The organism is Delftia sp. WY8 (assembly GCF_018437695.1).
GTDB lineage: Bacteria > Pseudomonadota > Gammaproteobacteria > Burkholderiales > Burkholderiaceae_C > Comamonas > Comamonas tsuruhatensis.
Genome location: NZ_CP049795.1, coordinates 5,670,737 through 5,695,610, shown reverse-complemented (window position 1 = coordinate 5,695,610; position 24,874 = coordinate 5,670,737). Strand labels below are relative to the sequence as shown.

The window sequence follows — 24,874 nt, the reverse complement described above, 5'->3', positions numbered from 1 at the left end:
AGACCTCCATGCCAGGACCGCTTGAAGGCGTGCGCGTGGTCGAGTTCGCGGGCCTGGGCCCGGGGCCGTTCTGCGCCATGCTGCTGGCCGACATGGGTGCCGAGGTGCTGCGCATCGCGCGGCCCGGCACGCCGGTCGATGCGCAGGACATCACCACGCGCAGCCGCAGCCAGGTCGAGATCGACCTGCGCGGCGAGGAAGGCCAGGCCTCGGCCCTGGCGCTGATCGCACGCGCCGATCTGCTGATCGAGGGCTTTCGGCCCGGCGTGATGGAGCGCCTGGGCCTGGGCCCCGAGCCCTGCCTGGCGCGCAACCCGCGCCTGGTCTACGGCCGCATGACGGGCTGGGGCCAGCACGGGCCGCTGGCGCATGCGGCGGGGCATGACATCAACTACATCGCCATCTCCGGCGCCCTGCACGCCATCGGCCGCGCGGGCGAGGCGCCCGTGCCGCCGCTCAACTACGTGGGCGACTTCGGCGGCGGCGGCATGCTGCTGGCCGTGGGCCTGCTGGCCGCCCTGCACGAGGCCGGGCGCAGCGGCCGGGGCCAGGTCATCGACGCGGCCATGACCGATGGCACGGCCCTGCTGTCGGCCTTCATGTACGGCTTCAAGGCCAAGGGCCAGTGGAGCAACCAGCGCGGAGAGAACCTGCTGGACGGCGGCGCGCACTTCTATGACACCTATGCCTGCGCCGACGGCAAATACATCGCCATAGGCGCCATCGAGCCGCAGTTCTACGCCGAGCTGCGCCAGCGCTGCGGCATACAGGACCCGCTGTTCGACGCGCAGCTGGACGCCGCGCGCTGGCCCCTGCTCAAGCTGCGCCTGGCCGACGTGTTCCGCACGCGCACGCGCCAGCAGTGGTGCGAGTTGCTGGAAGGCAGCGATGCCTGCTTCGCCCCCGTGCTCGACTGGGACGAGGCGCCCCAGCACGCCCACAACCGCGCGCGCGCCACGTTCACCGAGGCCGGCGGCGTGCTCCAGCCCGCGCCGGCGCCGCGCTTTTCGCGCAGCGTGCCCGAGCAGCCCCGCCCCCCGCGCGCCGCCAGCCTGCAGGACACGCTGGCCGCCTGGAATGCCCGCTCCTGAGGAAACCCCATGCCCATGTATCTCACCCAGGCCATCCACAAGGGCCGCCGCGAAAGGGCCGGCGCCACGGCAGCCATCTGCGGCGCAGAGCAGGCCAGCTGGTCGCAGCTTGCGCAGCGCATCGAACGCTGCGCCGGCCTGCTGCGGGCGCTGGACGTGGCGCCCGGCGACCGCGTCGGCATGATGGGCCTGAACTCCATCCGCTACCTTGAATACTTCTATGGCTGCTGGTGGGCAGGCGCCGCGGTCAACCCCGTCAACATCCGCTGGAGCGCGCACGAGGTGGCCTACTCGCTGGACGATTGCGACACGCGCGTGCTCTTCGTGGACGATGCCTTCGCGCCCCTGGTGCCCCGGCTGCGCGAGCTGTCCTCCAGCCTGCGCACCGTGGTGTTCTGCGGCACGGGCGCCGCGCCCGAAGGCGCGCTGCACTACGAGCAATTGCTGGCCGCCGCCACGCCCTGCGCCGACGCGCTGCGCAGCGGCACCGACCTGGCCGCCGTGATGTATACGGGCGGCACCACGGGCCGGCCCAAGGGGGTGATGCTCAGCCACGACAACCTGTTCATCAACGCCCTGTCCAATGCCAGCAACGTGCCGCGCCAGCATGTGAAGGTGGGCATGGTGGTCACTCCCATGTTCCATGTGGCCGGCTGCGGCCTGGCCCTGCTCATGGCCCAGCGCCTGGTGCCCCAGGTCATCGTGCCGGCCTTCGACGAGCTGGCCATCCTGAACGGAGTGCAGCAGCACGGCGTGAACGAGCTGTTCCTGGTGCCCACCATGATCCGCCGGCTGATCGAGCATCCGCGCATGGCCGAATTCGACCTGTCCAGCCTGCGCCTCATGCTCTATGGCGCAGCCCCCATAGACGCCAGCCTGCTGGAGCGCGCCATGCAGGCGCTGCCCGGCGCCGACTTCGCCCAGGCCTACGGCATGACCGAGCTGTCGCCCACCATCGTGTCCATGGGCCCGGCCGAGCACCGCCCCGGCCCGCAGCGCGAGCGCCTGCTGCGCGCGGCCGGCCGGCCCGTGACCATTGCCGAGGTGCGCATCGTCGATGGCGAGGGCCGCGAGCTGCCTGCCGGCGAGGTGGGCGAGATCACGGCACGCGGCCCCATGGTCATGCAGGGCTACTGGAACAGGCCCGCCGAGACGGCCGCGGCGCTCAAGGACGGCTGGATGCACACGGGCGACATGGGCCGGCTGGATGCCGACGGCTACCTCTTCGTCGTGGACCGGCTCAAGGACATGATCGTCAGCGGCGGCGAGAACGTGTATTCGGCCGAGGTCGAGAACGCCATCGCCCAGCTGCCCCAGGTCGCCATGTGCGCCGTCATCGGCGTGCCCGACGAACGCTGGGGCGAGCGCGTGCACGCCGTGATCGTCGCGCGCGAGGGCCAGCCGCTGAGCGAGGCCGAGGTCATCGCCCACTGCCGCGAACGCATCGCGGGCTACAAGTGCCCACGCTCGGTGGAGTTCCGCAGCGAGCTGCCGCTGTCGGCCGCGGGCAAGCTGCAGAAATTCCAGCTGCGCGAGCCCTACTGGCAGGGCCGCGAACGCCGCATCAACTGAACCCCTCAATCCACCGGTCCAAGCCATGCCACTGCAACTGACACGCTCCTGGAGCACCCCCGAGCTGGAAAGCCTGCGCGCCACCGCCGTGCGCTTTCTGGAAACCGAAATGCAGCCGCAGGACGAGGCCGCACGCCAGCGCGGCAACATGGGCCATGCCATCTGGCGCCGCGCCGGCGAGCTGGGCCTGCTGTGCACCGACATCCCCGAGGACTACGGCGGCGGCGGCGGCGACTTCCGCCACGAGGCCGTGATCCACGAGGAGATGGCGCGCCGCGCCCTCTCGGGCATGAGCAACTCCGTGCATTCCATCGTGGCCCACTACCTGCTCAACCACGGCACCGAGGCGCAAAAGCGCAAGTACCTGCCCGCCATGGCGCGCGGCGAACTGGTGGGCGCCATCGCCATGACCGAGCCCGGCGCGGGCTCGGACCTGCAGGGCGTGCGCACACGCGCAGAACTCAGGGACGGCCGCTACCGCATCAACGGCAGCAAGACCTTCATCACCAACGGACTGCTGGCCGGCCTGATCCTCGTGGTCTGCAAGACCGACCCGGCCCAGGGCGCGCGCGGCACCTCCATCCTCATCGTGGAGACCCGGGACTGCGCGGGCTTTCGCGTGGGCCGCGTGCTCGACAAGATGGGCATGAAGGCCCAGGACACCTCGGAGCTGTTCTTCGACGACGTGACCGTGCCGCAGGACGCGCTGCTGGGCGGGCGCGAAGGCCAGGGCTTCTACCAGCTCATGGGCGACCTGCCCTACGAACGCCTGATCATCGGCCTGGCCGCCCTGGCCTGCATGGAAGGCGCCTATGAGGCCACGCTGGCCTATGTGCGCGAGCGCCGCGCCTTCGGCCAGGCCATTGCCGACATGCAGAACACCCGGTTCAAGCTCGCCGAGGTGGCCACCACGCTGACCGTGGGCCGCGCCTTCATCGACCGCTGCGTGGAGCAGCTGGTGGCCGGCACGCTGGACACGGCCACGGCCTCCATGGCCAAGCTGTGGGGCTCGGAAGCGCAGGGCCGCGTGCTCGACGAACTCGTGCAACTGCATGGCGGCTACGGCTACATGAACGAATACATGGTCACCCGCATGTACGCCGATGCGCGCGTGCAGCGCATCTACGGCGGCACCAGCGAAATCATGAAGGAAGTGATCTCGCGCGCGCTCTGACGCTCCGATCCCCTGGCGGCGCCAAGCGCTGCCGCAGTCCCCCTATCCCTTCCCCGGCAGCACAGGAGACAGCAGCCATGACCCTCGACGACCTCATCTACAAGCCCGGCCTGCTCCAGGGCGAACGCATCCTCGTCACCGGCGGCGGCACCGGCCTGGGCCGGGTCATGGCCGAGGCGTTTCTCATGCTGGGCGCCGACATCCACCTGTGCGGCCGGCGCGGCGCCGTGGTCGAGCAGACAGCGCAGGAGCTGGTGCAGCAGCACGGCGGCCGGGCCACGGGCCATGCCTGCGACGTGCGCCAGCCCGAGGCCGTGGAGCAGATGATCGAGGCCATCTGGGCCGACGGCGGCGCGCTCACGGGCCTGGTCAACAACGCGGCCGGCAACTTCGTGAGCCGCACCGAGGACCTGTCCATGCGCGCCTTCGACGCCGTGGCCAACATCGTCATGCGCGGCAGCTTCAACCTCACGCTGGAGTGCGGCCGCCGCTGGCTGGCCGAGGGCCGCAAGGCCAGCGTGCTGTCCATCCTCACCACCTGGGTCTGGAACGGCTCGGCCTTCACCGTGCCCTCGGCCATGGCCAAGTCGGGCGTGCATGCCATGACGCAGTCGCTGGCCGTGGAATGGGGCAACCGGGGCATACGCTTCAACGCCATCGCGCCGGGCCTGTTTCCCACCGAAGGCATGAGCGCGCGGCTGAACCCGCAGGGCGGCGAGCATGTGCGCGCCGACAACCCCATGGGCCGCAACGGCCGCATGCCCGAGCTGGCCAACCTGGCCGTCTTCCTCATGAGCCGCCAGGCCGAGTACCTGACGGGACAGACCATCGCCATAGACGGCGGACAATACCAGGCGACGGGCGGCAACTTCGCCGGGCTGGCCAGCTGGAGCGACCAGGACTGGGCGAATGCGCGCAGCGCCATCGAATCGCGCAACGCGGCCGACCGCCAGCAAAGAACCGCATAGACACAAGGAGACAAGCCATGAGCCAAGAACGCGTGCGCATATCGGTGGACCACGGCGTGGCCGAGGTGACCCTGGCCCGGCCCGACAAGATGAATGCGCTGGACCCCGCCATGTTCGACGCCCTGATCGACGCATTGGCGCGGCTGCGGGACACGTCCGGGTTGCGCGCCGTGGTGCTGCATGGCGAGGGGCGCGCCTTCTGCGCGGGCCTGGACATGGGCAGCATGGCCGGCATTGCCGACGGCCAGCAGACGGCGGACATGGCGGACCTGGCCGCGCGCACGCACGGCATTGCCAACCGCTTCCAGCAGATCTGCTGGGGCTGGCGCGAACTGCCCGTGCCCGTGATCGCCGCCGTGCACGGCGTGGCCTACGGCGGCGGCCTGCAGCTGGCGCTGGGCGCGGACATCCGCCTGGTGGCCGAGGATGCGCGGCTGTCCATCATGGAAATCAAGTGGGGACTGGTGCCCGACATGGCCGGCTGCGCGCTGGCCGCGCCGCTGGTGCGCGGCGACGTGCTGCGCGAGCTGGTCTACACGGGCCGCATCGTGCCCGGCCCCGAGGCCGTGGCCCTGGGCCTGGCCACGCGCGTGAGCGCTGCGCCGCTGGAGGAAGCGCGCCACCTGGCCCGCCAGATCGCGGCCAGCAGCCCGCACGCCATGCGCGCGTCCAAGCGCCTGATGCAGCTCAGCGAAACGGCATCGCCCCAGGACATCCTGCTGGCCGAGGCGCGCGAGCAGCAGGCCCTGCTGGGCAGTGCCAACCAGGCCGAAGCCGTGCGCGCAGGCCTGGAAAAACGGGCCCCGGTGTTCAGCGACCAAGGCCTTTAGACACCTCTTGAAACAACCACCGGACCCTGCCCACGGGTCCGCCGCGGCCATCCGTAATTACCCTTAATCGACGCCCTTTCGCCACTGCGCTGATTTTTTAGGCATTCCGTGGAAAGCCTTGCGGGGCGCGGATTCGGCAAGTTACACCCGGAGTTTTCCACAACTCCGTCCACATGCATCGGGGATAAAAACCCGGGGCCGAAGGGACATGCAGGAGCAGGCATACTTGACGGCTCGCCTCGGCCTCCCCCCTTTCCCATGCCCCGCCTGCACGCCCCCAGCAAGGAAGACAGCCGCCTGCTGCCGCCTTTTTCCGCCCTGCCGGAACGCTGCATCCACGTGCCCGCCACCGACGCCGAATTCGCGGCCGCCCGCGCCGCGCTGATGGCCGCGCCCGTGCTCGGCTTCGATACCGAGAGCAAGCCTCTTTTCCACGCCAGCCAGACCGACACCGGCCCCCATGTGGTGCAGTTGGCCACCTGCGACCAGGCCTGGCTGCTGCAGTTGCACCATGCGCAGGCACGCGCGCTTGCGGCCGACGTGATGGCCAGCGAGGCCATCTGCAAGGCCGGCTTCGGGCTGGACCATGACCGCAGCGCGCTGCCCGCGCGCCTGGGCGTGGCGCTGAACAACGTGATCGACCTGGACCGCGTGTTCAAGCGCCATGGCTACGCCAGCTCGGTAGGCGTGCGCGCGGCCGTGGCCCTGGTGCTGGGGCAGAACTTCCAAAAGTCCAAGAAGATCTCCACCTCCAACTGGGCTGCACCGCAACTGAGCCTGGCCCAGCGCCACTACGCGGCCAACGACGCCCACGGCGCCGCCATGGTGCATGCCGCGCTGCCGGGCTGGGAGCTGCGCCAGCCGGCAGCGGCCCAGCGGCCTTCCAGGCCTGCGCTTGAACCGCGCGGGCCACGCGAGTCCAGCGCCCCGCAGACGCCCCAGACAACGCGTCCGCCCCGCACCGCTCGCCTGCTGCAGGCTGCGGTAGCGCCGGCCAAGTCCTAGAGCGTTTCCTCTTCCTTCACCAGCCGCACCCGGTCCCGGCCTGCGCGCTTGGCCTCGTAGAGCATGGCGTCGGCACGCGCGAGCGCCTGCTCCAGCGTCTGGCCCGACGCCATCCAGGCCACGCCGAAGCTGGCGGTGATGCGCACCTCGTCGGGCAGTCCGCTGAAGCCCATCAGGCGCAGCTGGGTCTGTATGCGCCGGGTGATCGACTGCACGGCCAGAGGGTCCGCACGCGGCAGCAAGGCCACGAACTCTTCCCCGCCAAAGCGGGCCACCAGGTCCTGCTGGCGCGTGCTGCGCAGCAGCAGTCGCGCAAAGCGCTGCAGCACTTCGTCCCCGGCCGCGTGGCCCCAGCCGTCGTTGACCCGCTTGAAATGGTCCAGATCACAGACCAGCACGGCGGCTGAAAGCTGAGGGTGCTCGGCCCGCCGGCGCTGCACCTCCTCCTTGAAGGCGCGCCGGTTCAGAAGCCCTGTCAGCGGATCGCGGTCGCGCTCCTCATGCAGCTCCTGCACGGTGTCGCGCACCGCCGCCGCCAGGAACACAATGGCGAACAGCAGGCCGAACACCAGCAGGCTCAGCTGCTTCGCCAGGCACGCGGAAGAAACGCCCAGCCATTCACTGGCCGCGTCGGCCGGTGGCGAGGCGCCAGGCGGTGTCAGCCACAGCGCACGAACGAAAAAGCTCAGCGCAAAGACCACGAACACCCCCAGCAGCAGCCGGTCCCAGTCCGTACCGGGATGCCTGCGCGGCAAACGCCACAGCGGCAGGGCCAGTTGCAGTCCCAGGCCGAAATTGAGCACATGCTGGCGCGCCTGCGCATCGGGAACGACCCAGGCGTAGTAGCCCAGCACCGCCAGCACTGCGCTGCCAAAGACAGCCGCCAGCGGCGCATCCGGTCGCACGCCCTGGCGCATGGCCATGGCCTCGGTGATGAACCAGGCCGCACACAGCTGCAGCGCGGCCGTGGCCAGCGCATTGACGGGCACGGCCGCAGGCCGCTCCAGGACCTGCAGCAGCAGCGCCAGGCTGAATCCGGTGAAGGCGAGGGACATGCTGCGCAATTCGCGCCGGGCACGCAGATGCCGCCAGCAGACATAGAAACAGCCGGCCAGCAGCGAGGTGCACAAAGGCACCGCCAGCGCCAGAAAATGTCTTGCTGTCAACGTCACCATCAACTCCCGAATGGAGTCTAGCGATCAGGTCACGTTACAACACGTTGTTAACAAAAATACACATTCACTCACGATCCTGGCAAAGCCAGGCCGGACATATCTGCGCGCGGCAGAGGAGCAACCGGTCTGCGGCGTATATGTTCGTAACCAACGCATCGTTGGGCACCGGAGGCCGGCACGCCACAATGCCAACCGTCCTCCGCTTGTAAAACCTCAGGACTTACGCAAACAGGATGCGGGACGCGCCGCTGCCCATGGCAAATGGCCCGCCCTGCCCTTCTTGCGTAAGCCGTCACCAGAAAGGCAATCTTCCATGCGCATCGAAACCCTGGCCGTCCACGCCGGCTACTCGCCCGACCCCACCACCAAGTCGGCCGCCGTGCCCATCTACCAGACCGTGGCCTATGCCTTCGACAGTGCACAGCATGGCGCCGACCTGTTCGACCTCAAGGTGGCCGGCAACATCTACACGCGCATCATGAACCCCACCACCGACGTGCTGGAAAAGCGCGTCGCGGCGCTGGAAGGCGGCATTGCCGCCGTGGCCGTGGCCTCGGGCATGGCCGCCATCACCTATGCCATCCAAGCCATCGCGGAGGCTGGCGACAACATCGTCTCGGCCAGCACGCTCTACGGCGGCACCTACAACCTGTTCGCCCACACCTTCCCGCAGCAGGGCATCACGGTGCGCTTTGCCGATCCGCGCGACCCGGCCAGCTTCGCCCAGCACATCGACGAAAAGACCAAGGCCATCTTCATCGAGTCCATCGGCAACCCGCTGGGCAATGTCACCGACATCCGCGCCCTGGCCGACGTGGCCCACGCCCACGGCGTGCCGCTGATCGTGGACAACACCGTGCCCAGCCCCTACCTGCTGCGCCCCATCGAGCATGGCGCCGACATCGTCGTGCACTCGCTGACCAAGTACCTGGGCGGCCACGGCAACAGCGTGGGCGGCGCCGTCGTGGACAGCGGCAAGTTCCCCTGGGCCGAGCACAAGGCCCGCTTCAAGCGCCTGAACGAGCCCGATGTCAGCTACCACGGCGTGGTCTACACCGAGGCCCTGGGCGAGGCAGCCTACATCGGCCGCGTGCGCGTGGTGCCGCTGCGCAATACCGGCGCCGCACTGTCGCCGCACAACGCCTTCCTGATCCTGCAAGGCATAGAGACGCTGGCCCTGCGCATGGACCGCATCTGCGAGAACACCCAGAAGATCGCCGAGACGCTGCAAACGCATCCCAAGATCGAATGGGTGCGCTACGCCGGCCTGCAGGACCATCCCGACCACGCCCTGGTGAAGAAGCAGCTGGGCGGCCGCGCCTCGGGGATCCTGTCGTTCAGCCTCAGGAACGGCAGCGGCGACAGCGACACCCGCGCCGCCGGTGCGCGCTTCCTGGATGCGCTGCAGCTGTTCACGCGCCTGGTCAACATCGGCGACGCCAAGTCCCTGGCCACGCACCCGGCATCGACCACGCACCGCCAGCTCGACGCCGAGGAACTGGCCAAGGCCGGCGTCACCGAAGGCATGGTGCGCCTGTCCGTGGGCATTGAGCACATCAGCGACCTGCTGGCCGACCTGGAGCAGGCGCTGGACAAGGTCTGAGACGCCCTCAGCGCCTGCGCGAGCGCTCGCGCAGTTCCTGCGAGGAATAGAAGATCAGCGGGTCCGGCGTGCGCTGCGGATTGGCGCAGGGCTCGATGGCATGGCCGCGCGGCGGGGCGCAGCGGGCCAGGTCACGCAGCTGGGCCTGGGTTCGTTCGGCGTGGCGCGCGGCGGTCTCTCCTTCGGAGGGGCGGCTGCCGGGCACGATCAGGCGCAGCTCCATCTTGCGGATGGCCGGCTCCACGGCGTAGGTGCCCTGGAACTGCAGCACCACGCGGCGCTCGGGCAGGTCCACCGTGGCCAGCACGGCACGCATGGGCACGGGAATCATCGCTCCCGACTGGTAGCGCACCAGCACGAAGGGCGCAAAGGGCTTGGGCAGCTTCAGCGCCAGCGTCTGGCCCTTGCCGTTTCCATTGCCGTTACGCGCATCGGCACGCACGCGCAGCTGTCCGCCATCGGGCAGATAGCGGTCCAGCCGCCAGCCAGTGGCCACGCGCTGCGCGCCCACACAGGGCGCGTAGTAGTACTCGGTGGGGTCGGCATCCTTGCCTGTGTACAGCATCTGGGCGCCTTCATGCTCGGTCAGCGTCTTGATGGCCGCATCGGCGCCATCCGCCTGGGCGCCGACCAGCGTGCCGCCGCGCACGAACACGCCCGTATACGGGAACCAGGTGGTGCGCTGGTTGGCCACGGCGCCATAGGGCTTGCATTCGGTGGACATGCTCTGGTCCTGCATGTCGGCATGCGGGGCGACGGGCTCGCCGCCCTGGCCGCCGCCCTGGTCGGCCAGGGTCAGGCGGCCATCGGCCTCGATGGTGAAGGTGGCCTTGGCCACCATGGAGTAGTAGCGGCCGGCTGTGTCTTCGCCGATCAGCAGCAGGCTGGGCAGGGGCGTGAGGTTGGCCACCTCGGGCTCGGCGCGCGGCGTGTCGGCCGGGGCCTGGGCAGGCACCTGGGGCCGGGGCTGCTCCTGTGGCTGGCTGGGCGCCGGAGCCTGGGGCGGCGCAGTGGCGCAGCCGGCAAGGACCAGGGACAGCGGCATGGCAAGAACAAGCGAACGCAACAACATGGAACTCCCTCGGATCATTGAGGCCGACGATGCTACTGCATGCACCGGCGGGCGGCGCAATGCATGGGGATGCGGCAGGGGCAGGCTCAAGCCGGATCCCGCGCCAGCCGCAGGCCGGTCATCTGCCAGCGCGCCTGCGTGGGAAAGAAATTGCGGTAGCTGGCGCGCGCATGGCCTGGCGGCGTGAGGCAGGAGCCGCCCCGCAGCACATACTGGTTGACCATGAACTTGCCGTTGTATTCACCCACGGCGCCCTCCGCGATCTGGAAGCCCGGGTAGGCGCCGTAGGCGGACTGGGTCCATTCCCAGACCTCGCCCAGCGCAAGGCTGCCGGGCTGCATGGCGCGCGGGTGCACGGGGCCGGGCGGCTCGTCGTGCTCGGGGCGCTGCGCCATGGGCGCGGCAAAGGCCGCCTCCCATTCCGCCTCGGTAGGCAAGCGCGCGCCGGCCCAGCGCGCATAGGCGTCGGCCTCGAAATACGAGATGTGGCAGACGGGGCGGCGCCCGTCCAGCGCCAGCGCGCCATGCAGGCTGAACTCCTGCCACGTGCCGTCCGATGCGCCATCCAACGCGCCGCCTGCATTGCGCCGCCAGTACCAGGGATGCTCCAGTTGCTGCGCGCAGCGCCAGTCCCAGCCTTCGGCCAGCCACCACTGCGGCTGGGCATAGCCGCCGTCCTCGACGAAGCGCAGGAACTCGGCATTGCTCACGGGCCGCTGCGCGATCTCGCAGCCTTGCACAAACACCTCGTGGCGCGGGCGCTCGTTGTCGAACGCAAAGCCCTCGCCGCCATGGCCCACGGCATGCATGCCACGCGGCACGGTCTGCCACTGCAGCGGGGCAGGCGTTCCATCTGCCGGCCCAGGCGCAGGCATGCCCTCTTCCTGCTCTCGATAGGCAGGCCACAGCGGGTGGCACGACAGCAGGTGCTTGATGTCGGTCAGCAGCAGTTCCTGGTGCTGCTGTTCATGCTGCAGGCCCAGCTCCAGCAGCGCGGCCAGACGCGCAGGCGGCTGCGTGCCCCAGTCCTCGAACATCTGCAGCATGCGCTGGTCCACCGCCTCGCGATAGGCCAGCACCCGCGCCAGCGAGGGCCGGGTCAGCAGCCCGCGCTGGGCACGCGGATGCCGCGCACCCACCTGCTGGTAGTAGGAGTTGAACAGCACGCGGAAGTCGGGATCGAAGGGCGGCACGCCGGGCGCGTGCTGGGCCAGGACAAAGGTCTCGAAGAACCAGGTGGTATGCGCCAGATGCCATTTGGCAGGGCTGGCATCGGGCATGGACTGTACGCAGGCATCCTCGGCGGACAAGGGGGCGGCCAGCAGCACGGTGGTCTGGCGCACGGCCTCGTAGCGCTGCACCCAGCGGAAGACGGCGGGCATTTCACGCATGGGCATGGATCACGGCAAACCACTGGCGCTCATCGGTCCAGACCTGGCAGGCACCGAAGCCCGCACAGGCCAGCATGTCCAGGAAGTCGGGCAGCGGGTATTTGTAGCTGTTCTCGGTGTGTATGGTCTCGCCGGCCGCGAAGTGCCGCAGCCCCTGGGGCCAGCCCACGATCAGCGGGCGCCGCGCGCGCAGGTGCATTTCGATGCGCGAGTGCTCGGTGTTGAAGAAGGCCACATGTTCCCAGTCGCCCTCGTTGAAGTCGCTGCCCAGCAGGTGGTTCACATGGCTGAGCAGGTTGAGGTTGAAGCGCGCCGTCACGCCCTGGGCATCGTCATAGGCAGGCTCCAGCCACTGTATGGGTTTGGGCAGGTCTATGCCGATCAGCAGCCCACCGTCGTCGCTGAGCAGGGCCCGCATCTGGCCCAGCATGCGCTGGGCCTGTTCAGGGTCGAAGTTGCCTATGGACGAGCCCGGGTAGAACAGCAGCCGGCCGGCCTGCGGGATATAGGGCGGCAGGGCCAGCGGCTCGGTGATGTCGGCCGTGACGGCATGGGCCTGCAGCTGCGGAAACTCCTCGGCCAGGCGCCGCACGGACTGGCGCAGGAAGGCGCCCGCAATGTCCACGCCCACGAAGTGCCGTGGACGCAGGCTGCGACACAGGCCGCGCACCTTTTCGCAGTTGCCGGCGCCCAGCTCGATCAGCACCTCGCTGCCGCGCAGGGCCTCGGCCATGGCCGGACCGGAGTCGGCCAGGATGGCGGCCTCGGTGCGCGTGGGGTAGTACTCGGGCAGCCGCGTGATCTGCTCGAACAGGTCGCAGCCGCGTGAGTCATAGAGAAACTTGGGCGAGACCCGGGCCTGCGGCTGCATCAGCCCGTGCTGCAATTCGGCCAGGGTTGCTCGCAGGGCGCTGTCTGCCAGTTCCGGCGCAGCCTCTCTCCTGCCACCTTCGGCCGGTGGGCGCGGAGCCGAAGGCAGGGGCAGGGGCACGCGCTGGGCGCGCGACGCCAATGGAGAGGAAGACACGGAATGATCGTGGGCATACAGCATGGTGGGGGCCTCGCGTTGTGCGCCGACCGCCTCAGCATGGTGAATGCCGCGCCCCCGCCTTGCAGCGGGGAGCGGTCGCCAAGGGGGCGGGCAGCCAGAATGAAGCCTGCAAACTGGCGTCCCGCCTCGCAAGGCGCGCGCCGACAGGCCGAGGCACCAGCCTAGGCGCCCGCCCCAGGCACGCGGGTAGGACAGTTTCCAGCGAGCGTGTCTTTTTCATGACCTGCAGATCTGGTGCGCTGCAGCATGCCGGACGAAAAAAATCCGGTATGCCGCGAACGGCATACCGGACCAAGTACCCATCCTTGCCTCACTACGCGCTGCCGGATGAAGCAGCGCGTGCCTCGCTCATGATCCGAAGATCAGAAGCGATAGCCCAGTCCCACGCCAACCAGCACGGGGTTCACCTTGAAGGTGCCCACCTTGGTGCCGCCAGCGCGCACGTCCGTCTCGATGAAGACCTTCTTCACGTCGAAATTCAGCGACCAGTTCTTGTCCAGCGCATAGTCGAAGCCGATCTGCAGCGCGCCGCCAAAACTGTTCTTCTTGATGGAGGGGTTCAGCGCGGCCTGCACGGCGGGATCGAAGTTCACGCTGGAAAAGCGCGTGAAGTTGACACCGGCGCCCACGTAGGGCTTGAACGCGCCGAAATTGGTGAAGTGGTATTGCGCCAGCAGCGTGGGCGGCAGGTGCTTGAGGCTGCCGATCTGACCCAGGCCGTTGGCACGCAGGTCATGCTTTTGCGGGTAGGTCAGCACCAGCTCGGCCGCGATGTTGGGCGTGAAGAAGTAGGACACGTCCAGCTCGGGCATCCACTTGTCATTGATCGACAGGCCCAGGCCCGTGCTGTCCTTGTTGACGCTGTCCAGGTGGACGGCGCGCACGCGCACCATCCAGGGGCCTTCGGCCTGCTGCGCAAAGGCGGCACCCGACGACAGGGCGCAAACGGCAGCAACGGCGAGCAGAGTTCTTTTCATGATGGAGAGTCTTGGAGTAGCCCGGGGCAAATCCCGTAGCTGTATTGCAGCAGGGGCAGGCAAGGCCGGTCTTGTCCTAGCTCAAATCCGAAGGTGGGCGCCGTCGCATGGCCGGATCGCGTTGGATGCATGCAACGCCATGCGCGGCAGGCCAGTTGCGGCTGCTCAAATAGAATGCGAATCATTATCAAATCCGCTTCCCCAGGAACCCCCTCCATGGCCGCCGCGCCTTCGCACCCCGATATCGCCCTGCTCTACAGCGACCACCACGGCTGGCTGGTGGGCTGGCTCAGGCGCAGGCTGGGCAATCCCTGCGATGCGGCCGACCTGGCCCAGGACACCTTCATTCGCGTGCTGGGCAAGCCCCAGTCCCTGCATGGCGTGCGCGAGCCGCGCGCCTGGCTCACCACCATCGCCCACGGCCTGGTCGTGGACCACACACGCCGCGCCGCGCTGGAGCGCGCCTGCCTGGACGCCATCGCCAGCCTGCCCGAGCCGCTGGCACCCTCGGCCGAGGAGCGCCATCTGCTGATCGAATCCCTGGTGCGCATGGACAACCTGCTGGCCGGCCTGCCGCCCAAAGCCCGCAGCGCCTTTCTGCTCTCCCGCCTGGAAGGCCTGAGCTACCCGGAAATCGCCCTGCAGCTGGGCGTGTGCCTGAGCTCCGTCGAGAAATACATGGCCACCGCCATACGCCACTGCCTTGCCCTGCGCAGGGAACTGACGGCGTGAGCACAGACCAGGCCCCCCAGGCGCTGGAACAGGCCATTGCCTGGGCCGTGCGGCTGGCCTCCGGCACGGCCACCGATGCCGACCGCGCCGCCTGCCAGGCATGGCGCAGCAGCCACGCCGCGCACGAACAGGCCTGGCAACAGGTCCAGGCTGTGGAGGCCCAGTTCGCCCTGCCCGCCGGCCAGGCGGGCCTGGCCCACGGCGTGCTGCGGTCCGCCGGCCCAGGGCCGGCGCGAGGCCGGCGCGCAAGCCTGCAGCGGCTGCTGTTCCTGGGCCCCGCTGCCCTGCTGCTGGGATCCATGGCTTGGCGCTGGGCTGCACCGCGCGAGCAGATCGCGCTGGACACGGCCATCGGTGAGCGCCGCAGCACGCTGCTGGCCGACGGCAGCCGCCTGCACCTGGCACCGGACACGCTGGTGCAGGTGGATTTCACCTTGCTGCGCCGCGTGGTCCGCCTGGCACGCGGCGAGATCTTCATCGACACCGGCAGCGACCCGCGCTCCCTCGCGGGCCGACGCTCCTTCTGGGTGGAAACGCCGCTGGCCCGCTTCGAGGCCCTGGGCACCAGCTTCGGCGTGCGCCACGAAAAACACCCGGACACGGCCACGCGCCTGTACGTCACCGAGGGCCGCGTGGCCATCCATGTCAGGGCGCTGGACGGCACTGCGCCAGGCACCCTGGACGCCATCGTCGCCACCTCCGGCGAAACCCATGTGCTGCACGCCGGCCAGCACCGCCCTGTGCGCCTGCCCGACGAAGGCCTGGTGCCCGACGCATGGACCGACGGCGTACTGGTCGCCCGCCGCATGCGCCTGGACGCCTTCGTGACCGAGCTGTCACGCCAGACCGGCATGCCCATGGAATGTGCCGACGACGTGGCTGCCCTGCGTGTTTCAGGCGTATTCCAGCTGGACGGCCCGGATCCGGCGGGTCGTGCGCTGGCCGCCATTGCCCGCACGCTGCCTGTGCGTGTGGAGCGCGGACAAGGTGCGGCCAGCGGTGCCCGCAGCGCCAGGCGCCTGGTCAAAGCCTGATCCGGAATTTTTTTCAGGCAGCCATTACGGGTTTCACACCGCCCGTTCGGCATAGGAGCAAAGACATCGCTTTTTCCTTTGCCGCTTCTCAAGGACTGCCTCCATGCCCAGCCTGCCCAGCACCCGCCGCGCCGCCCATCCACCCTCGTGCACACGCCCCACGGCGGTGGCTGCACAGGCCTTGATGCTGGGCCTGTTGATCACGCTGGGCCTGCCCATGACCGCCCTGGCCCAGAGCCCGAGCTCCGCCCCGGATGCCAGATCCATCCGGTTCGACCTGCCGGCCGGTGAACTGGAGACCAGCCTGCACAGCCTCGCGCGCCAGGCAGGCATCACCCTCTCGTTCGATCCAGCCCTGGTCCAGGGCCGACAGTCGGCGGCGCTGAGCGGTACGCGCGGCGTGCACGAAGGGCTTGCCGCCCTGCTCGCCCCGCACCAGCTGCAGGCCACGCGCACGGCCGAAGGCGGCTGGGCCGTGCACCGTGCGCGGCCCGGGGCCGCGGCCGAGCATGCGCTGCCCACCGTGAACGTGCTGGCCGATGCCGAGCATGAAAGCGCCTGGGGCGCCGTGCCCGGCTACGGGCCGCGCCGCAGCGCCTCGGCCATGAAGATGGATGTGCCGCTGCTGGAGACGCCGCAGCAGGTCAGCATCATCGGCGAGGCCCAGATCCGCGACCAGGCCATCTCCAGCGTGGCCGAAGCCGTGCGCTACAGCGCGGGCGTGCGTCCCATGGACTACGGCATCACCGATGACGACGTGGCCGTGCGCGGTTTCTATCTGACGGGCACGGGCCTGTACCGGGACGGCATGCGCATGGTCCACAACGGCTTCATGACCAACCTGGAGCCGTATGGACTGGAGCGGCTGGAAGTCGTGCACGGCCCGGCCTCGGTGCTGTACGGCCAGTCCGCGCCCGGCGGCCTGATCAATGCCGTCACCAAGCGCCCGCGCGCCGGCATGCAGCGCGAAGTGGGCGTGGAATTCGGCAGCCACGACCGGCGCCAGCTCACGGCCGACATCGGTGGCGCCATCAATGAACAGGGCACGGCGCTGGCACGGCTGACCGTGCTCAAGCGCGAATCGGGCACGCAGTGGAACGGCCTGCGCGCCGACCGCAGCTACATCGCCCCCTCCTTCACACTGCTGGGCGAGCGCACCAGCCTCACCGTGCTGGCGCAGTACCAGGAGGACGAAACCGGCTTCGTCATCCCCTACTACCGCCAGACGCCTGCGGGCTGGTCGGCCACGGACATCAACGTCAGCGGACCGGGATCTGGCCACCACAAGCGCAACGCCAGCGTGGGCTGGCTGCTGGAGCACCGGCTGAACGACCAGCTCACGCTGCGCAACAACCTGCGCTACCTGGACGGCCGCAACGACCGGCGCGAGATGCGCAACCGGGGCCTGACGGCCGACCAGCGCGGCATGGCACGCCTGGCCATGGTGCGGCCCGACGCCGAACAGACCTGGGTCATGGACACGCAGATCGAAGGCCGCCACCGGACGGGTGCCGTCTCGCACCAGTGGGCCGTGGGCTTCGACTACTACCGCTCCAGGCTCGACTGGCGCATCTACTCGCTCAACGGCGCCGTGGCGCCGCTGGACCTGGTCAACCCCATCCACATCGCGCCGAACTGGAATGACAACTACCTCAGCGACCGCGCGCTGGCCCGCACGCACCAGGCAGGTCTGTACGTGCAGGACCAGATCAAGTTCGGCGAGCGCTGGGTGCTCAGCGCCGGCCTGCGCCGCGACAGCGCACGCATAGACACCGACTACGAAGCGCGCGCCGCAGCCAACGCGCCCTTCGCCATCACCACCGTGCGCCGCACCGACAGCGCCGTCACCGGGCGACTGGGCCTGATCTACCTGGCGCCCAGCGGCCTGGCTCCCTATGTGTCCTTCAACAACTCCTTCCAGCCGCCGCTGACCACGGTCACGGCCACCGACGCCAACGGCAGGCCCTACGAGCCCGAGACTGCGCGCCAGTTCGAGGCCGGCCTGCGCTACGCGCCGCCATCGGCCGGCTACACGCTCAGCGCCGCCGTGTTCGACCTGCGCAAGCGCAATGTGCGCACGCCATCCACACTCAACCCTCGCTTCGACGTGCAGACCGGCGAAGTGCGCAACCGGGGGCTGGAGCTGCAGGCCCAGGGCGAGATCGGCGGCGGCTTCTCGGCCATTGCGGCCTATACCTACCTCGACTCCAGGGTCACGCGCAGCAACAACGCCATCGAGATCGGCGCGCGCCCCGGCGCCACGCCGCGCCATGCCGCATCGCTGTGGGGCAAGTACCAGCGCGGCGCCCTGGAGCTGGGCCTGGGCCTGCGCCACATCAGCGCCACGCCTGGCGAGCTGCCCATGGACGGCGTGAAGACCCCCATGAACGACGCCTACACGCTGTGGGACGCCATGGCCGCCTACACCACCGGCCCGTGGCGCTTCTCGGTCAACCTCAGCAACCTCACCGACAGGCAGTACCGCACGCAATGCAACACCTTCCGTGGCGGCGCGCAATTCTGCGCGCTGGGCTTCGGGCGCGAGGTGCGTGTGGCGGCGGCCTATCGGTTCTGAGTGCCGCCATTGCTGCCCGCCAGGGGGGAGCAATGCAGGCCCCCGCTCTTGGAACAACGCCCGGCGGAGAGCAACAGACAGCCCACTCGGCATGCATCCGCAGCACGCTCGGTGCAGCCTGCATCCAGCACAGCGCATCGCGGACCTGCTCGTCTGGATCGGATGGCGTTGCACCGCCGCAGCTGCATTGGTTCAGCCGCGCACCACGCCATCGACTTGACATTTCGCCCAGTCCACACCGCGCTCTGCTGGCGACAATCAGGTCTTTGAAAGGCGCGCATGCACTACGGCAAATCCCAGGCCATTGGAGACAAGAGCATCTTCATCATCGACACCGCCATGAGCGTGGTCGATGGCCGGCTCTACTACGAGTACTGCAACAAGGGGGACAGCACAACGTCCTTTCTGCGCGCCGTTGATGTGGCCACCGGCAACGTGCTCTGGGACCACCGCATGCGCGAGAGCGAGGGCATGTCGTGGTTCGTGGACGAGCGGCATCTGATGCTCTGCGACCAGGTGCTTGATGCCCGCACCGGCGAATGCCTGTTCGACTTCCATGCCGTGCCGGGCATGCAGGCCAGGCATTGGCCCGTTCCCGTGGAGCTGGACGCGCATCGCTGGCTCGTCGCGATGGAGGAGAGCAGTCCCGAGGGCCGCTATCTGCTGCTGGACCGTCGCAACTGGCAGGGCAGCACGCTGGCGCTGGGCCTGCAGGGTGCGTTTGTGCTGGAGGGGGCGGTCTACGGCTGGATCGTCCACCCTGAGCGCTCGGAGCTGCGGCGCTGGCATGAAACCGACGGGCACACCGAGCATGTGCTGTGGGTGGACAGTGCGCGCGACCTGTACTCGCCCGCCATTGCAGGCGCGTGGGCCGTGTTCGGCCCCGGCAGCAGAGACCACGTGGACATCGATGCACCCTGGCTTCGCATCCATCCTTGCAGCGGCGAAGTCCTGGCCATCACACCTCCCGTTCAACCTGACGATGAGCGCCGGCATGTGCATGCCCAGCGGGCAGCGCATCGTGACGGCGTGGTCTATTTCTGCTTTGCACGCCAGGGCATGTATGGCTATGACATTCGCAGCAACCGTTTCGGACCGTGCCTGTCGCCTACCCATGTCAGCGCGCCGCAATGCCATGCCGGCGTCCTCTATGGAATACAGGACAGGCACGAGGACGGCATGGAGCGGGCCTATCTTGTCGCCGTGGACCCGGACACCGGCGCCCCGCTTTGGGAAACCCCGTGCAGCAGCCGCAACTACAGGCATCTGAGCGTGAGCGAATGCGGTGTCTTTCTAGGCATTGCGGGCGGCAAAATCCAGCACCTTCCGCCAGCGGGCCGCAGGCGCAGCACCCCAACGGCAGAGCCTGCCAAACGCGCCAAACGCGCCGAAAGCGCCAAAAGCGCCAAGGCCGCCACCCGGCCAGTACGCACCGTGCCGCCCGAGTCTCCCTATGCACACATGCTGGACGACATGCCCACGCTGCTCGATGCCCTGCAGGCGCGCGCCTGCGCGCAGAGCCCAGATAGCACCCTCACGGCCGTGGCCTTCTCCAAGCCCTGGGCCATGGTGGCCTGCATCGAATATGGCGAGGACCCCGACTTCCCCCATCTGCGTCTGCTGGATCTGCAAACCGATGCCTGGATCGCGCTCGACTGCAACGACCTGATCGACGCACCCATGATTGAAGGCATCACGTTCGTGGATGGCCAGGACGGGAAGCTGGACCTGCTACTGCATGACGGCGGCCGCCACACCATCCACATTGACCTGCCCGCACGCACCGTGCGCTGGAATGCCGAGCAGGCATAGGACAAGACAACGATGCCGCTTGCACGACCGTGCAATCCGCACTAAGTTGGAGGGCCGGTCCGGCCATCGGCGCCGACGGCAGAATCTGCCCGTATCCCACCCCTACCCGTCTCTTTCATGACCACCCTCAAGCTCTACTACGCTCCCGGCACCTGCGCCCTGGCCGCCCGCATCGCCCTGATCGAGGCCAATGCGCCCCATGAAGTCGTCAAGCTCGATTTCTCCAAGGGCGAGCAGCGCAGCCCCGAATACCTGGCCATCAATCCCAAGGGCCGCGTGCCCGCCCTGGTGACCGAGCGCGGCGTGCTCACCGAAACGCCGGCCCTGCTCGCCTATATTGCCCGGCGCTTTCCCGAAGCCCGGCTTGCCCCGCTGGACGATGCCTATGCCTTCGCCCACATGCAGGAGTTCCACGGCTACCTGTCCTCCACCGTGCACGTGGCCCACGCCCACGGCCGGCGCGCAGGCCGCTGGGCCGATGACGAAGCGGCCATTGCCTCCATGCAGCGCAAGGTGGCAGCCAACATGGCCGAATGCTTTGGCGTGATAGAGCGCCACTACCTGGGCGACGCGCCCTGGGTGCTGGGCTCCGACTATTCCGTGGCCGACGCCTATCTGTTCACCATTGCCGGCTGGCTGGAGGGCGACGGCGTGGACATCGCCGGCTTCCCCAAGGTGCAGGCGCACTTCAAGCGCATGGGCGAGCGCGCTGCCGTGCGCGGGGCGCTGGGGAGCTGAGGGGGGAGGCTGCCCGCGGCCTGCGATGGCCGCGCTCAGCCAAACAGATCGCTGTGGGTTCCAAGGCGCTTGAAGATGACGATCTCCATGTCCTTGGCTTCGGGATGCGGATCAATGCGATAGATCAGCAGGAAGTCCCCTCCCAGATGGATATCCCGATCGCCCGCGTCCCATTCATCGTCGGCGATCAAGGCGTGATCGCTCCACTGCGCCGACAGCACCTGCTGCGCCGTGTGGGCGATGAGCAGGCCGCCGACCTGGTTCACCAGCGCCATGTCGTAGCGGCCTGATGCCGCCATGCGCTGGTAGTCCTTCTTGAAGGTCTTGGTGTACGCGATGGTGCGCAGCCTGTAGCCCTTCTTGCCGGCCATCAGGCTTCATCCCTTTCCATGGCCTGCAGCATGGCTTCAACAGAGGCATGTCCAGGTTCACCGCCTCTGGCGATTTCTCTCGCCTCCAAAGTGGCCTGCCGGTTTGTCTCGCGACGCAGCCGCATCGCCTGCACCTGCTCCGCAGTCAGCCGCAGGTCAAAGGGAATCCCGTTGTGCAGCACAACGCCCTGCAGAAACATGCGCACGGCGGCGTTCACATCCATGCCCAGCGTAGAAAGTATGTCGGCAGCGCTGTCGTAGATCTTGTCATCCACGGTAGTACGGACGATGGTCATTTTTTGCTCCTTTGAGGTCACTTTCCGACATATTCTAGGCAATCTCAAATCAACTGTTGCTGCAACCTTCCACACGCATTCACTTGCAAAAACAAAAAACCAGACAGCCATTCGTAAATTTCCCTTGGCAGTCCACCAAGCCCCAGACCTCTACCGCCGTCCCCAAGCCTTGCCTACAGTCGCCAGGACAGGCAGGGGCGTTGCGCAAGGCGGCGCCTTTTCGCCATTCCAGAAACGACGGATTCAGACGACAGGGTGGAGCATGCAAAGACAAGCCAGGGTGATTGCCATCAACAACCAGACGGGGCTCATCGGCCTGCAGCCGGAGGGAGAGGACAGCTGCGTGCTGGCGCAGCAGCTCGACACCCGCCCCGTGAATACGGGCCAGATGCTGTCAGGGGAGATGGACAGCGTGGGCATGGAGACGTTTGTGAACGCGCAGACGCAGGACCGCATCGAGGTCTTTGTCGAGGCCTACGGGCTGTCTGCGGAGGCCGTGGAGCTGGCGATGCGCTGAGTGGGCCGGCCAGCGAAGGTGCGGGTGCCGGTCTCAAGGCCGCGCCCACTGCGCCAGCGTGTGCCGCGCCAGCGCCTCGACATCCAGCGGAGACCGGGGGTCCACCGCCAGCTCTCCCAGCATCACCATGGCCTCGGGAATCTGGTTGCGCTCGCGCAGCAGCAGGGCCTTGTTCAGCAGCAGAAAGCCGCGGGTCTGGGCATCGGGGCCGGCCTTCAGGCCGCTGTCCAGCAGGGCAAGGCATTGGTCGGGGTCGTCCTCCATCAGGGCCGCTGTCTTCCAGGCGGGGGCGAAGCCAGGGGTTTCGCGGGTCATGGCCAGGGCGGCCTGGCGCACCTTGCTCCTGTCGGTCTCCCACTCCAGGGCGAGGTAGCGCAGATAGGTGCCTTGCGGGAGCTTGCCATCGCGCTCCATGCGCAGGCTGTGCACGGCCGTCTTGGCCATGAAGAAACCCCTGGGAGCCATTGCATCCACGCGCCGGTAGTGGCGATAGGCCGCATCAAAGTCCTTTTGCAGCAGGTAGGTGAATGCGGCGTCGTAGACGGGATAAGGCCAGTCCGGCGCCAGCTTCGAGGCGGTCTCGAAATGCGCCAGCGCAGCCCGGTTGTAACCGCGCTGCCCTGCGGCGCGGCCCAGGGCATGGGCATCGCGCGCCGCCTGGCTGACGGGTGTGGCGCGGGGCAGTTCCCAGCTGAAACGGCCATCGGCCTTGTCCAGGTCGCTGCGCTTGAGCACGCGGCCGGCACTGTCCTTGAAGACGATGTCGTCGGCTGCCATGGCGGGCGCTGGCGCCAGCAGCTGCAGTGCCAGGGCCATGGCGGCAAGCAAGGGGAGCTTCATGGTGTGCTGAGCTTGGTTCGGGAAAGCCGATATTAGGGCGCAGAAGCAGACGCAGACGCAGACGCAGACGCAGACGCAGGAGCGGAGCCGGCAGAAGGGGATTCGCCTGCAGGCCTGCCAGTTGAGGGGGCCGTGGCGGCGGCACGCCTTCCCCTGCCCCTGGCGCGCGGGCGGGCAAGGTGATTCATTTGCCACTCCAGCGATTCGGTATCGAAGTCGAAGGCATCCAGCAGGGCAATGGCTTTCCTGGCCTCCCTGAAGTCCACTTCCGTGACGGGCGGACTGTGCCGCAGCGACAGATCGTGCTTGAGCAGCCATTGCTGCAGATCGGCCAGCGCGACGATGGAGATGCCCTGGTTGATGAGCTGTGACGCGGTGACTTGCGCCAGCATGGCCGGCGTCAGTTGCCTGCAGGAGCGCAGGCCCAGGACCTGCCTGAGCTTGGCCACCAGGGGAGTGCGCAGCTCGAACTGGGGCAGGCTCTCGAAATGGGCCAGGGATTCGAGGTACAGGTCCGGCTCCGCATGTATGGCGTCCAGGTCGTTGGGCAGATTCAGCAGTTCGCAGATGCGATTGAGGGCGGTGCGTGCGCGTTCGGTGCCGAGTTTCTCGGCCTTGCCCGCTTGCGCGACCGAGCAGCCGGCGATGACGGAGCGCAGCACATTGGCCTTGGTGAGATTGGAAATCATGGAATCCCCCTGATGAAAATCCAGGGACCCGCGCGGAATCAGCTTCAGCCGCCCGGTCCCGACAATGGCTCTGGCGCGGCGAAGGGCCGTTCACGGAACCTCGGAGGCCGGCAGGCGCAATTGCATTGCGCCGCCGCCAAGGGACAGGAGGACGCCAGGCCTTGCAGAGTTCCAGGGGAAATGCACGTGCTTGCGCCCACAGTCAAATGCAATGCGCTGAGGTGCAAATTCCATGCAGATTCCATCGAAAAGGGGGCCTGACGGCCCCCCCTGGTGTGCTCTGCCGGCTGCAGCCCCGGCAGGCCTTGCTTGCGGCGACTCAGCGGCGGCGCAGGCGCTTGATGCCTTCGACAGCCGCCAGCACGATGGCGCCGGCCACGATGCCGGCCACCGCGTTGAGCACATTCACCGCCAGCACGCGCCACAGGCCGCCCAGCGCGCCCTGGGCCACGGCATCGCCCAGGCCCTCCACGGCGTGGTGCAGCGCAGGCACGCCGTGCACGAGGATGCCGCCGCCCACCAGGAACATGGCGGCCGTGCCCGCAACGGACAGCCCCTTCATGAGCCAGGGCGCGGCGGCGACGATGCCCCGGCCCAGCGCGCGGGCCGCGGCGCTGGCACGCTGGCCCAGCCACAGTCCCAGGTCATCGAGCTTGACGATGCCGGCCACCAGGCCATAGACGCCCAAGGTCATGATGAGGGCAATGCCCGCCAGCACGGCGACCTGCTGCCCGAACGGCGCCGAGGCCACGGTGCCCAGGGTAATGGCGATGATCTCGGCCGAGAGGATGAAGTCGGTGCGCACGGCACCCTTGATCTTGTCCTTTTCCATGGCGACGAGATCGACGCTCGCATCGGCATTGGCCTGGGTGAGGCGCTCGCGCTCCACGGCATCTTCCTCGGGCGAATGCAGGAATTTGTGGGCCAGCTTCTCGCAACCCTCAAAGCACAGAAAGGCGCCGCCGACCATGAGCAGCGGCGTGACAGCCCAGGGAATGAAGGCGCTGATGAGCAGCGCCGTCGGCACGAGGATGACCTTGTTGACCAGCGAGCCCTTGGCCACGGCCCAGACAACGGGAATCTCGCGCTCGGCGCGCACGCCCGTGACCTGCTGGGCGTTAAGGGCCAGGTCATCGCCCAGCACGCCGGCCGTCTTCTGCGCAGCCACCTTGGTCATGACGGACACATCGTCGGCCATGGCCACGCTCTTGCGGGCCGCGACCTTGGTCATGAGGGCCACGTCGTCAAGGATCGCTGCAATATCGTCAAGCAGCATCAGCAAACCAGCACCAGCCATCGCGTTTCTCCAGTGAATTGTTGGGGGGCCTTGCGGCCTGGGCGCCATCATGGGGCACGGGCAT

At 68.2% G+C, this 24,874-nt stretch carries 23 protein-coding genes; 13 read left to right on the top strand and 10 right to left on the bottom strand.

Annotated elements, in window-relative coordinates:
• The first annotated feature begins 8 nt into the window (after window positions 1-8).
• The 6 genes from G4D77_RS26110 to G4D77_RS26085 all read left to right on the top strand — a co-directional run bounded on the left by G4D77_RS26110 (window position 9) and on the right by G4D77_RS26085 (window position 6,640).
• Window positions 9-1,091, top strand: coding sequence for a CaiB/BaiF CoA transferase family protein (locus G4D77_RS26110; RefSeq protein WP_012206624.1), 1,083 nt, complete (start codon window positions 9-11; stop codon window positions 1,089-1,091).
• A 9-nt stretch (window positions 1,092-1,100) separates the two neighbouring features.
• Window positions 1,101-2,663, top strand: coding sequence for a long-chain-fatty-acid--CoA ligase (locus G4D77_RS26105; protein WP_154833892.1), 1,563 nt, complete (start codon window positions 1,101-1,103; stop codon window positions 2,661-2,663).
• 25 nt (window positions 2,664-2,688) lie between these two features.
• Entirely contained in the window at window positions 2,689-3,837 is a 1,149-nt protein-coding gene (locus G4D77_RS26100) for an acyl-CoA dehydrogenase family protein (protein ID WP_154833891.1), read from the top strand.
• Window positions 3,838-3,914: 77 nt separating this feature from the next.
• A complete protein-coding gene (locus G4D77_RS26095; RefSeq protein ID WP_016449208.1) occupies window positions 3,915-4,805 on the top strand; it encodes an SDR family oxidoreductase in 891 nt (296 codons plus the stop codon).
• A gap of 17 nt (window positions 4,806-4,822) precedes the next feature.
• Window positions 4,823-5,635, top strand: a complete 813-nt coding sequence (locus tag G4D77_RS26090; RefSeq protein ID WP_154833890.1) for a crotonase/enoyl-CoA hydratase family protein — start codon at window positions 4,823-4,825, stop codon at window positions 5,633-5,635.
• A gap of 258 nt (window positions 5,636-5,893) precedes the next feature.
• Window positions 5,894-6,640, top strand: a complete 747-nt coding sequence (locus G4D77_RS26085) for a 3'-5' exonuclease (RefSeq protein ID WP_016449206.1) — start codon at window positions 5,894-5,896, stop codon at window positions 6,638-6,640.
• On the opposite strand, the gene G4D77_RS26080 is transcribed toward G4D77_RS26085, so the two are convergent.
• On the bottom strand, window positions 6,637-7,695 hold the full coding sequence (locus G4D77_RS26080; protein WP_227740952.1) for a GGDEF domain-containing protein: 1,059 nt from the start codon (window positions 7,693-7,695) through the stop codon (window positions 6,637-6,639). The two genes, G4D77_RS26085 and G4D77_RS26080, sit on opposite strands and share 4 nt — an antisense overlap.
• A 433-nt stretch (window positions 7,696-8,128) precedes the next feature.
• Between G4D77_RS26080 and G4D77_RS26075 the strand changes: the two genes are divergently transcribed.
• The gene (locus G4D77_RS26075; RefSeq protein ID WP_061287838.1) at window positions 8,129-9,418 is read left to right on the top strand and encodes an O-acetylhomoserine aminocarboxypropyltransferase/cysteine synthase family protein; all 1,290 of its coding nucleotides are present in this window, start codon (window positions 8,129-8,131) and stop codon (window positions 9,416-9,418) included.
• Between the two features lie 7 nt (window positions 9,419-9,425).
• Here G4D77_RS26075 and G4D77_RS26070 read toward each other — a convergent pair whose 3' ends face one another.
• The 4 genes from G4D77_RS26070 to G4D77_RS26055 form a co-directional block, all read right to left on the bottom strand.
• Window positions 9,426-10,490, bottom strand: coding sequence for a hypothetical protein (locus tag G4D77_RS26070; protein WP_213757757.1), 1,065 nt, complete (start codon window positions 10,488-10,490; stop codon window positions 9,426-9,428).
• Window positions 10,491-10,576: 86 nt separating this feature from the next.
• The gene (gene egtB, locus G4D77_RS26065; RefSeq protein WP_154833889.1) at window positions 10,577-11,887 is read right to left on the bottom strand and encodes an ergothioneine biosynthesis protein EgtB; all 1,311 of its coding nucleotides are present in this window, start codon (window positions 11,885-11,887) and stop codon (window positions 10,577-10,579) included.
• Window positions 11,874-12,932, bottom strand: coding sequence for an L-histidine N(alpha)-methyltransferase (gene egtD / locus G4D77_RS26060; protein ID WP_154833888.1), 1,059 nt, complete (start codon window positions 12,930-12,932; stop codon window positions 11,874-11,876). The genes egtB and egtD overlap by 14 nt, the downstream gene beginning before the upstream one ends.
• A gap of 362 nt (window positions 12,933-13,294) precedes the next feature.
• On the bottom strand, window positions 13,295-13,909 hold the full coding sequence (locus G4D77_RS26055; RefSeq protein WP_016449200.1) for an OmpW/AlkL family protein: 615 nt from the start codon (window positions 13,907-13,909) through the stop codon (window positions 13,295-13,297).
• Between the two features lie 216 nt (window positions 13,910-14,125).
• Here G4D77_RS26055 and G4D77_RS26050 point away from each other — a divergent pair, with 216 nt between their 5' ends.
• The 5 genes from G4D77_RS26050 to G4D77_RS26030 all read left to right on the top strand — a co-directional run bounded on the left by G4D77_RS26050 (window position 14,126) and on the right by G4D77_RS26030 (window position 20,800).
• Window positions 14,126-14,641: a sigma-70 family RNA polymerase sigma factor gene (locus tag G4D77_RS26050; protein WP_016449199.1), complete on the top strand. Its 516-nt coding sequence runs from the start codon at window positions 14,126-14,128 to the stop codon at window positions 14,639-14,641.
• Complete coding sequence (locus G4D77_RS26045) at window positions 14,638-15,675, top strand: FecR family protein (RefSeq protein ID WP_209671474.1); 1,038 nt, start codon at window positions 14,638-14,640, stop codon at window positions 15,673-15,675. The genes G4D77_RS26050 and G4D77_RS26045 overlap by 4 nt, the downstream gene beginning before the upstream one ends.
• Before the next feature lie 103 nt (window positions 15,676-15,778).
• Window positions 15,779-18,250, top strand: a complete 2,472-nt coding sequence (locus tag G4D77_RS26040; RefSeq protein WP_154833886.1) for a TonB-dependent siderophore receptor — start codon at window positions 15,779-15,781, stop codon at window positions 18,248-18,250.
• 279 nt (window positions 18,251-18,529) lie between these two features.
• Window positions 18,530-20,062, top strand: a complete 1,533-nt coding sequence (locus G4D77_RS26035; protein WP_154833885.1) for a hypothetical protein — start codon at window positions 18,530-18,532, stop codon at window positions 20,060-20,062.
• A gap of 117 nt (window positions 20,063-20,179) precedes the next feature.
• Entirely contained in the window at window positions 20,180-20,800 is a 621-nt protein-coding gene (locus G4D77_RS26030; RefSeq protein ID WP_016449195.1) for a glutathione S-transferase family protein, read from the top strand.
• Window positions 20,801-20,835: 35 nt separating this feature from the next.
• Here G4D77_RS26030 and G4D77_RS26025 read toward each other — a convergent pair whose 3' ends face one another.
• Both G4D77_RS26025 and G4D77_RS26020 read right to left on the bottom strand, forming a co-directional pair.
• Entirely contained in the window at window positions 20,836-21,171 is a 336-nt protein-coding gene (locus G4D77_RS26025; protein ID WP_047326786.1) for a type II toxin-antitoxin system YafQ family toxin, read from the bottom strand.
• Window positions 21,171-21,467, bottom strand: coding sequence for a type II toxin-antitoxin system RelB/DinJ family antitoxin (locus G4D77_RS26020; RefSeq protein ID WP_154833883.1), 297 nt, complete (start codon window positions 21,465-21,467; stop codon window positions 21,171-21,173). Before G4D77_RS26020 ends, G4D77_RS26025 begins: the two co-directional genes overlap by 1 nt.
• A 262-nt stretch (window positions 21,468-21,729) precedes the next feature.
• Between G4D77_RS26020 and G4D77_RS26015 the strand changes: the two genes are divergently transcribed.
• Window positions 21,730-21,984 carry a hypothetical protein gene (locus G4D77_RS26015; protein ID WP_016451380.1) on the top strand — a complete coding sequence of 85 codons (255 nt, stop codon included), beginning with the start codon at window positions 21,730-21,732 and terminating at the stop codon, window positions 21,982-21,984.
• Window positions 21,985-22,017: 33 nt separating this feature from the next.
• Here G4D77_RS26015 and G4D77_RS26010 read toward each other — a convergent pair whose 3' ends face one another.
• From G4D77_RS26010 to G4D77_RS26000, 3 genes are all read right to left on the bottom strand, one after another.
• Window positions 22,018-22,824: a hypothetical protein gene (locus G4D77_RS26010; RefSeq protein ID WP_154833882.1), complete on the bottom strand. Its 807-nt coding sequence runs from the start codon at window positions 22,822-22,824 to the stop codon at window positions 22,018-22,020.
• A gap of 32 nt (window positions 22,825-22,856) precedes the next feature.
• Complete coding sequence (locus G4D77_RS26005) at window positions 22,857-23,513, bottom strand: hypothetical protein (RefSeq protein WP_154833881.1); 657 nt, start codon at window positions 23,511-23,513, stop codon at window positions 22,857-22,859.
• Between the two features lie 319 nt (window positions 23,514-23,832).
• Window positions 23,833-24,810, bottom strand: coding sequence for a DUF808 domain-containing protein (locus G4D77_RS26000; RefSeq protein ID WP_016449189.1), 978 nt, complete (start codon window positions 24,808-24,810; stop codon window positions 23,833-23,835).
• Between the last annotated feature and the right edge of the window lie 64 nt (window positions 24,811-24,874).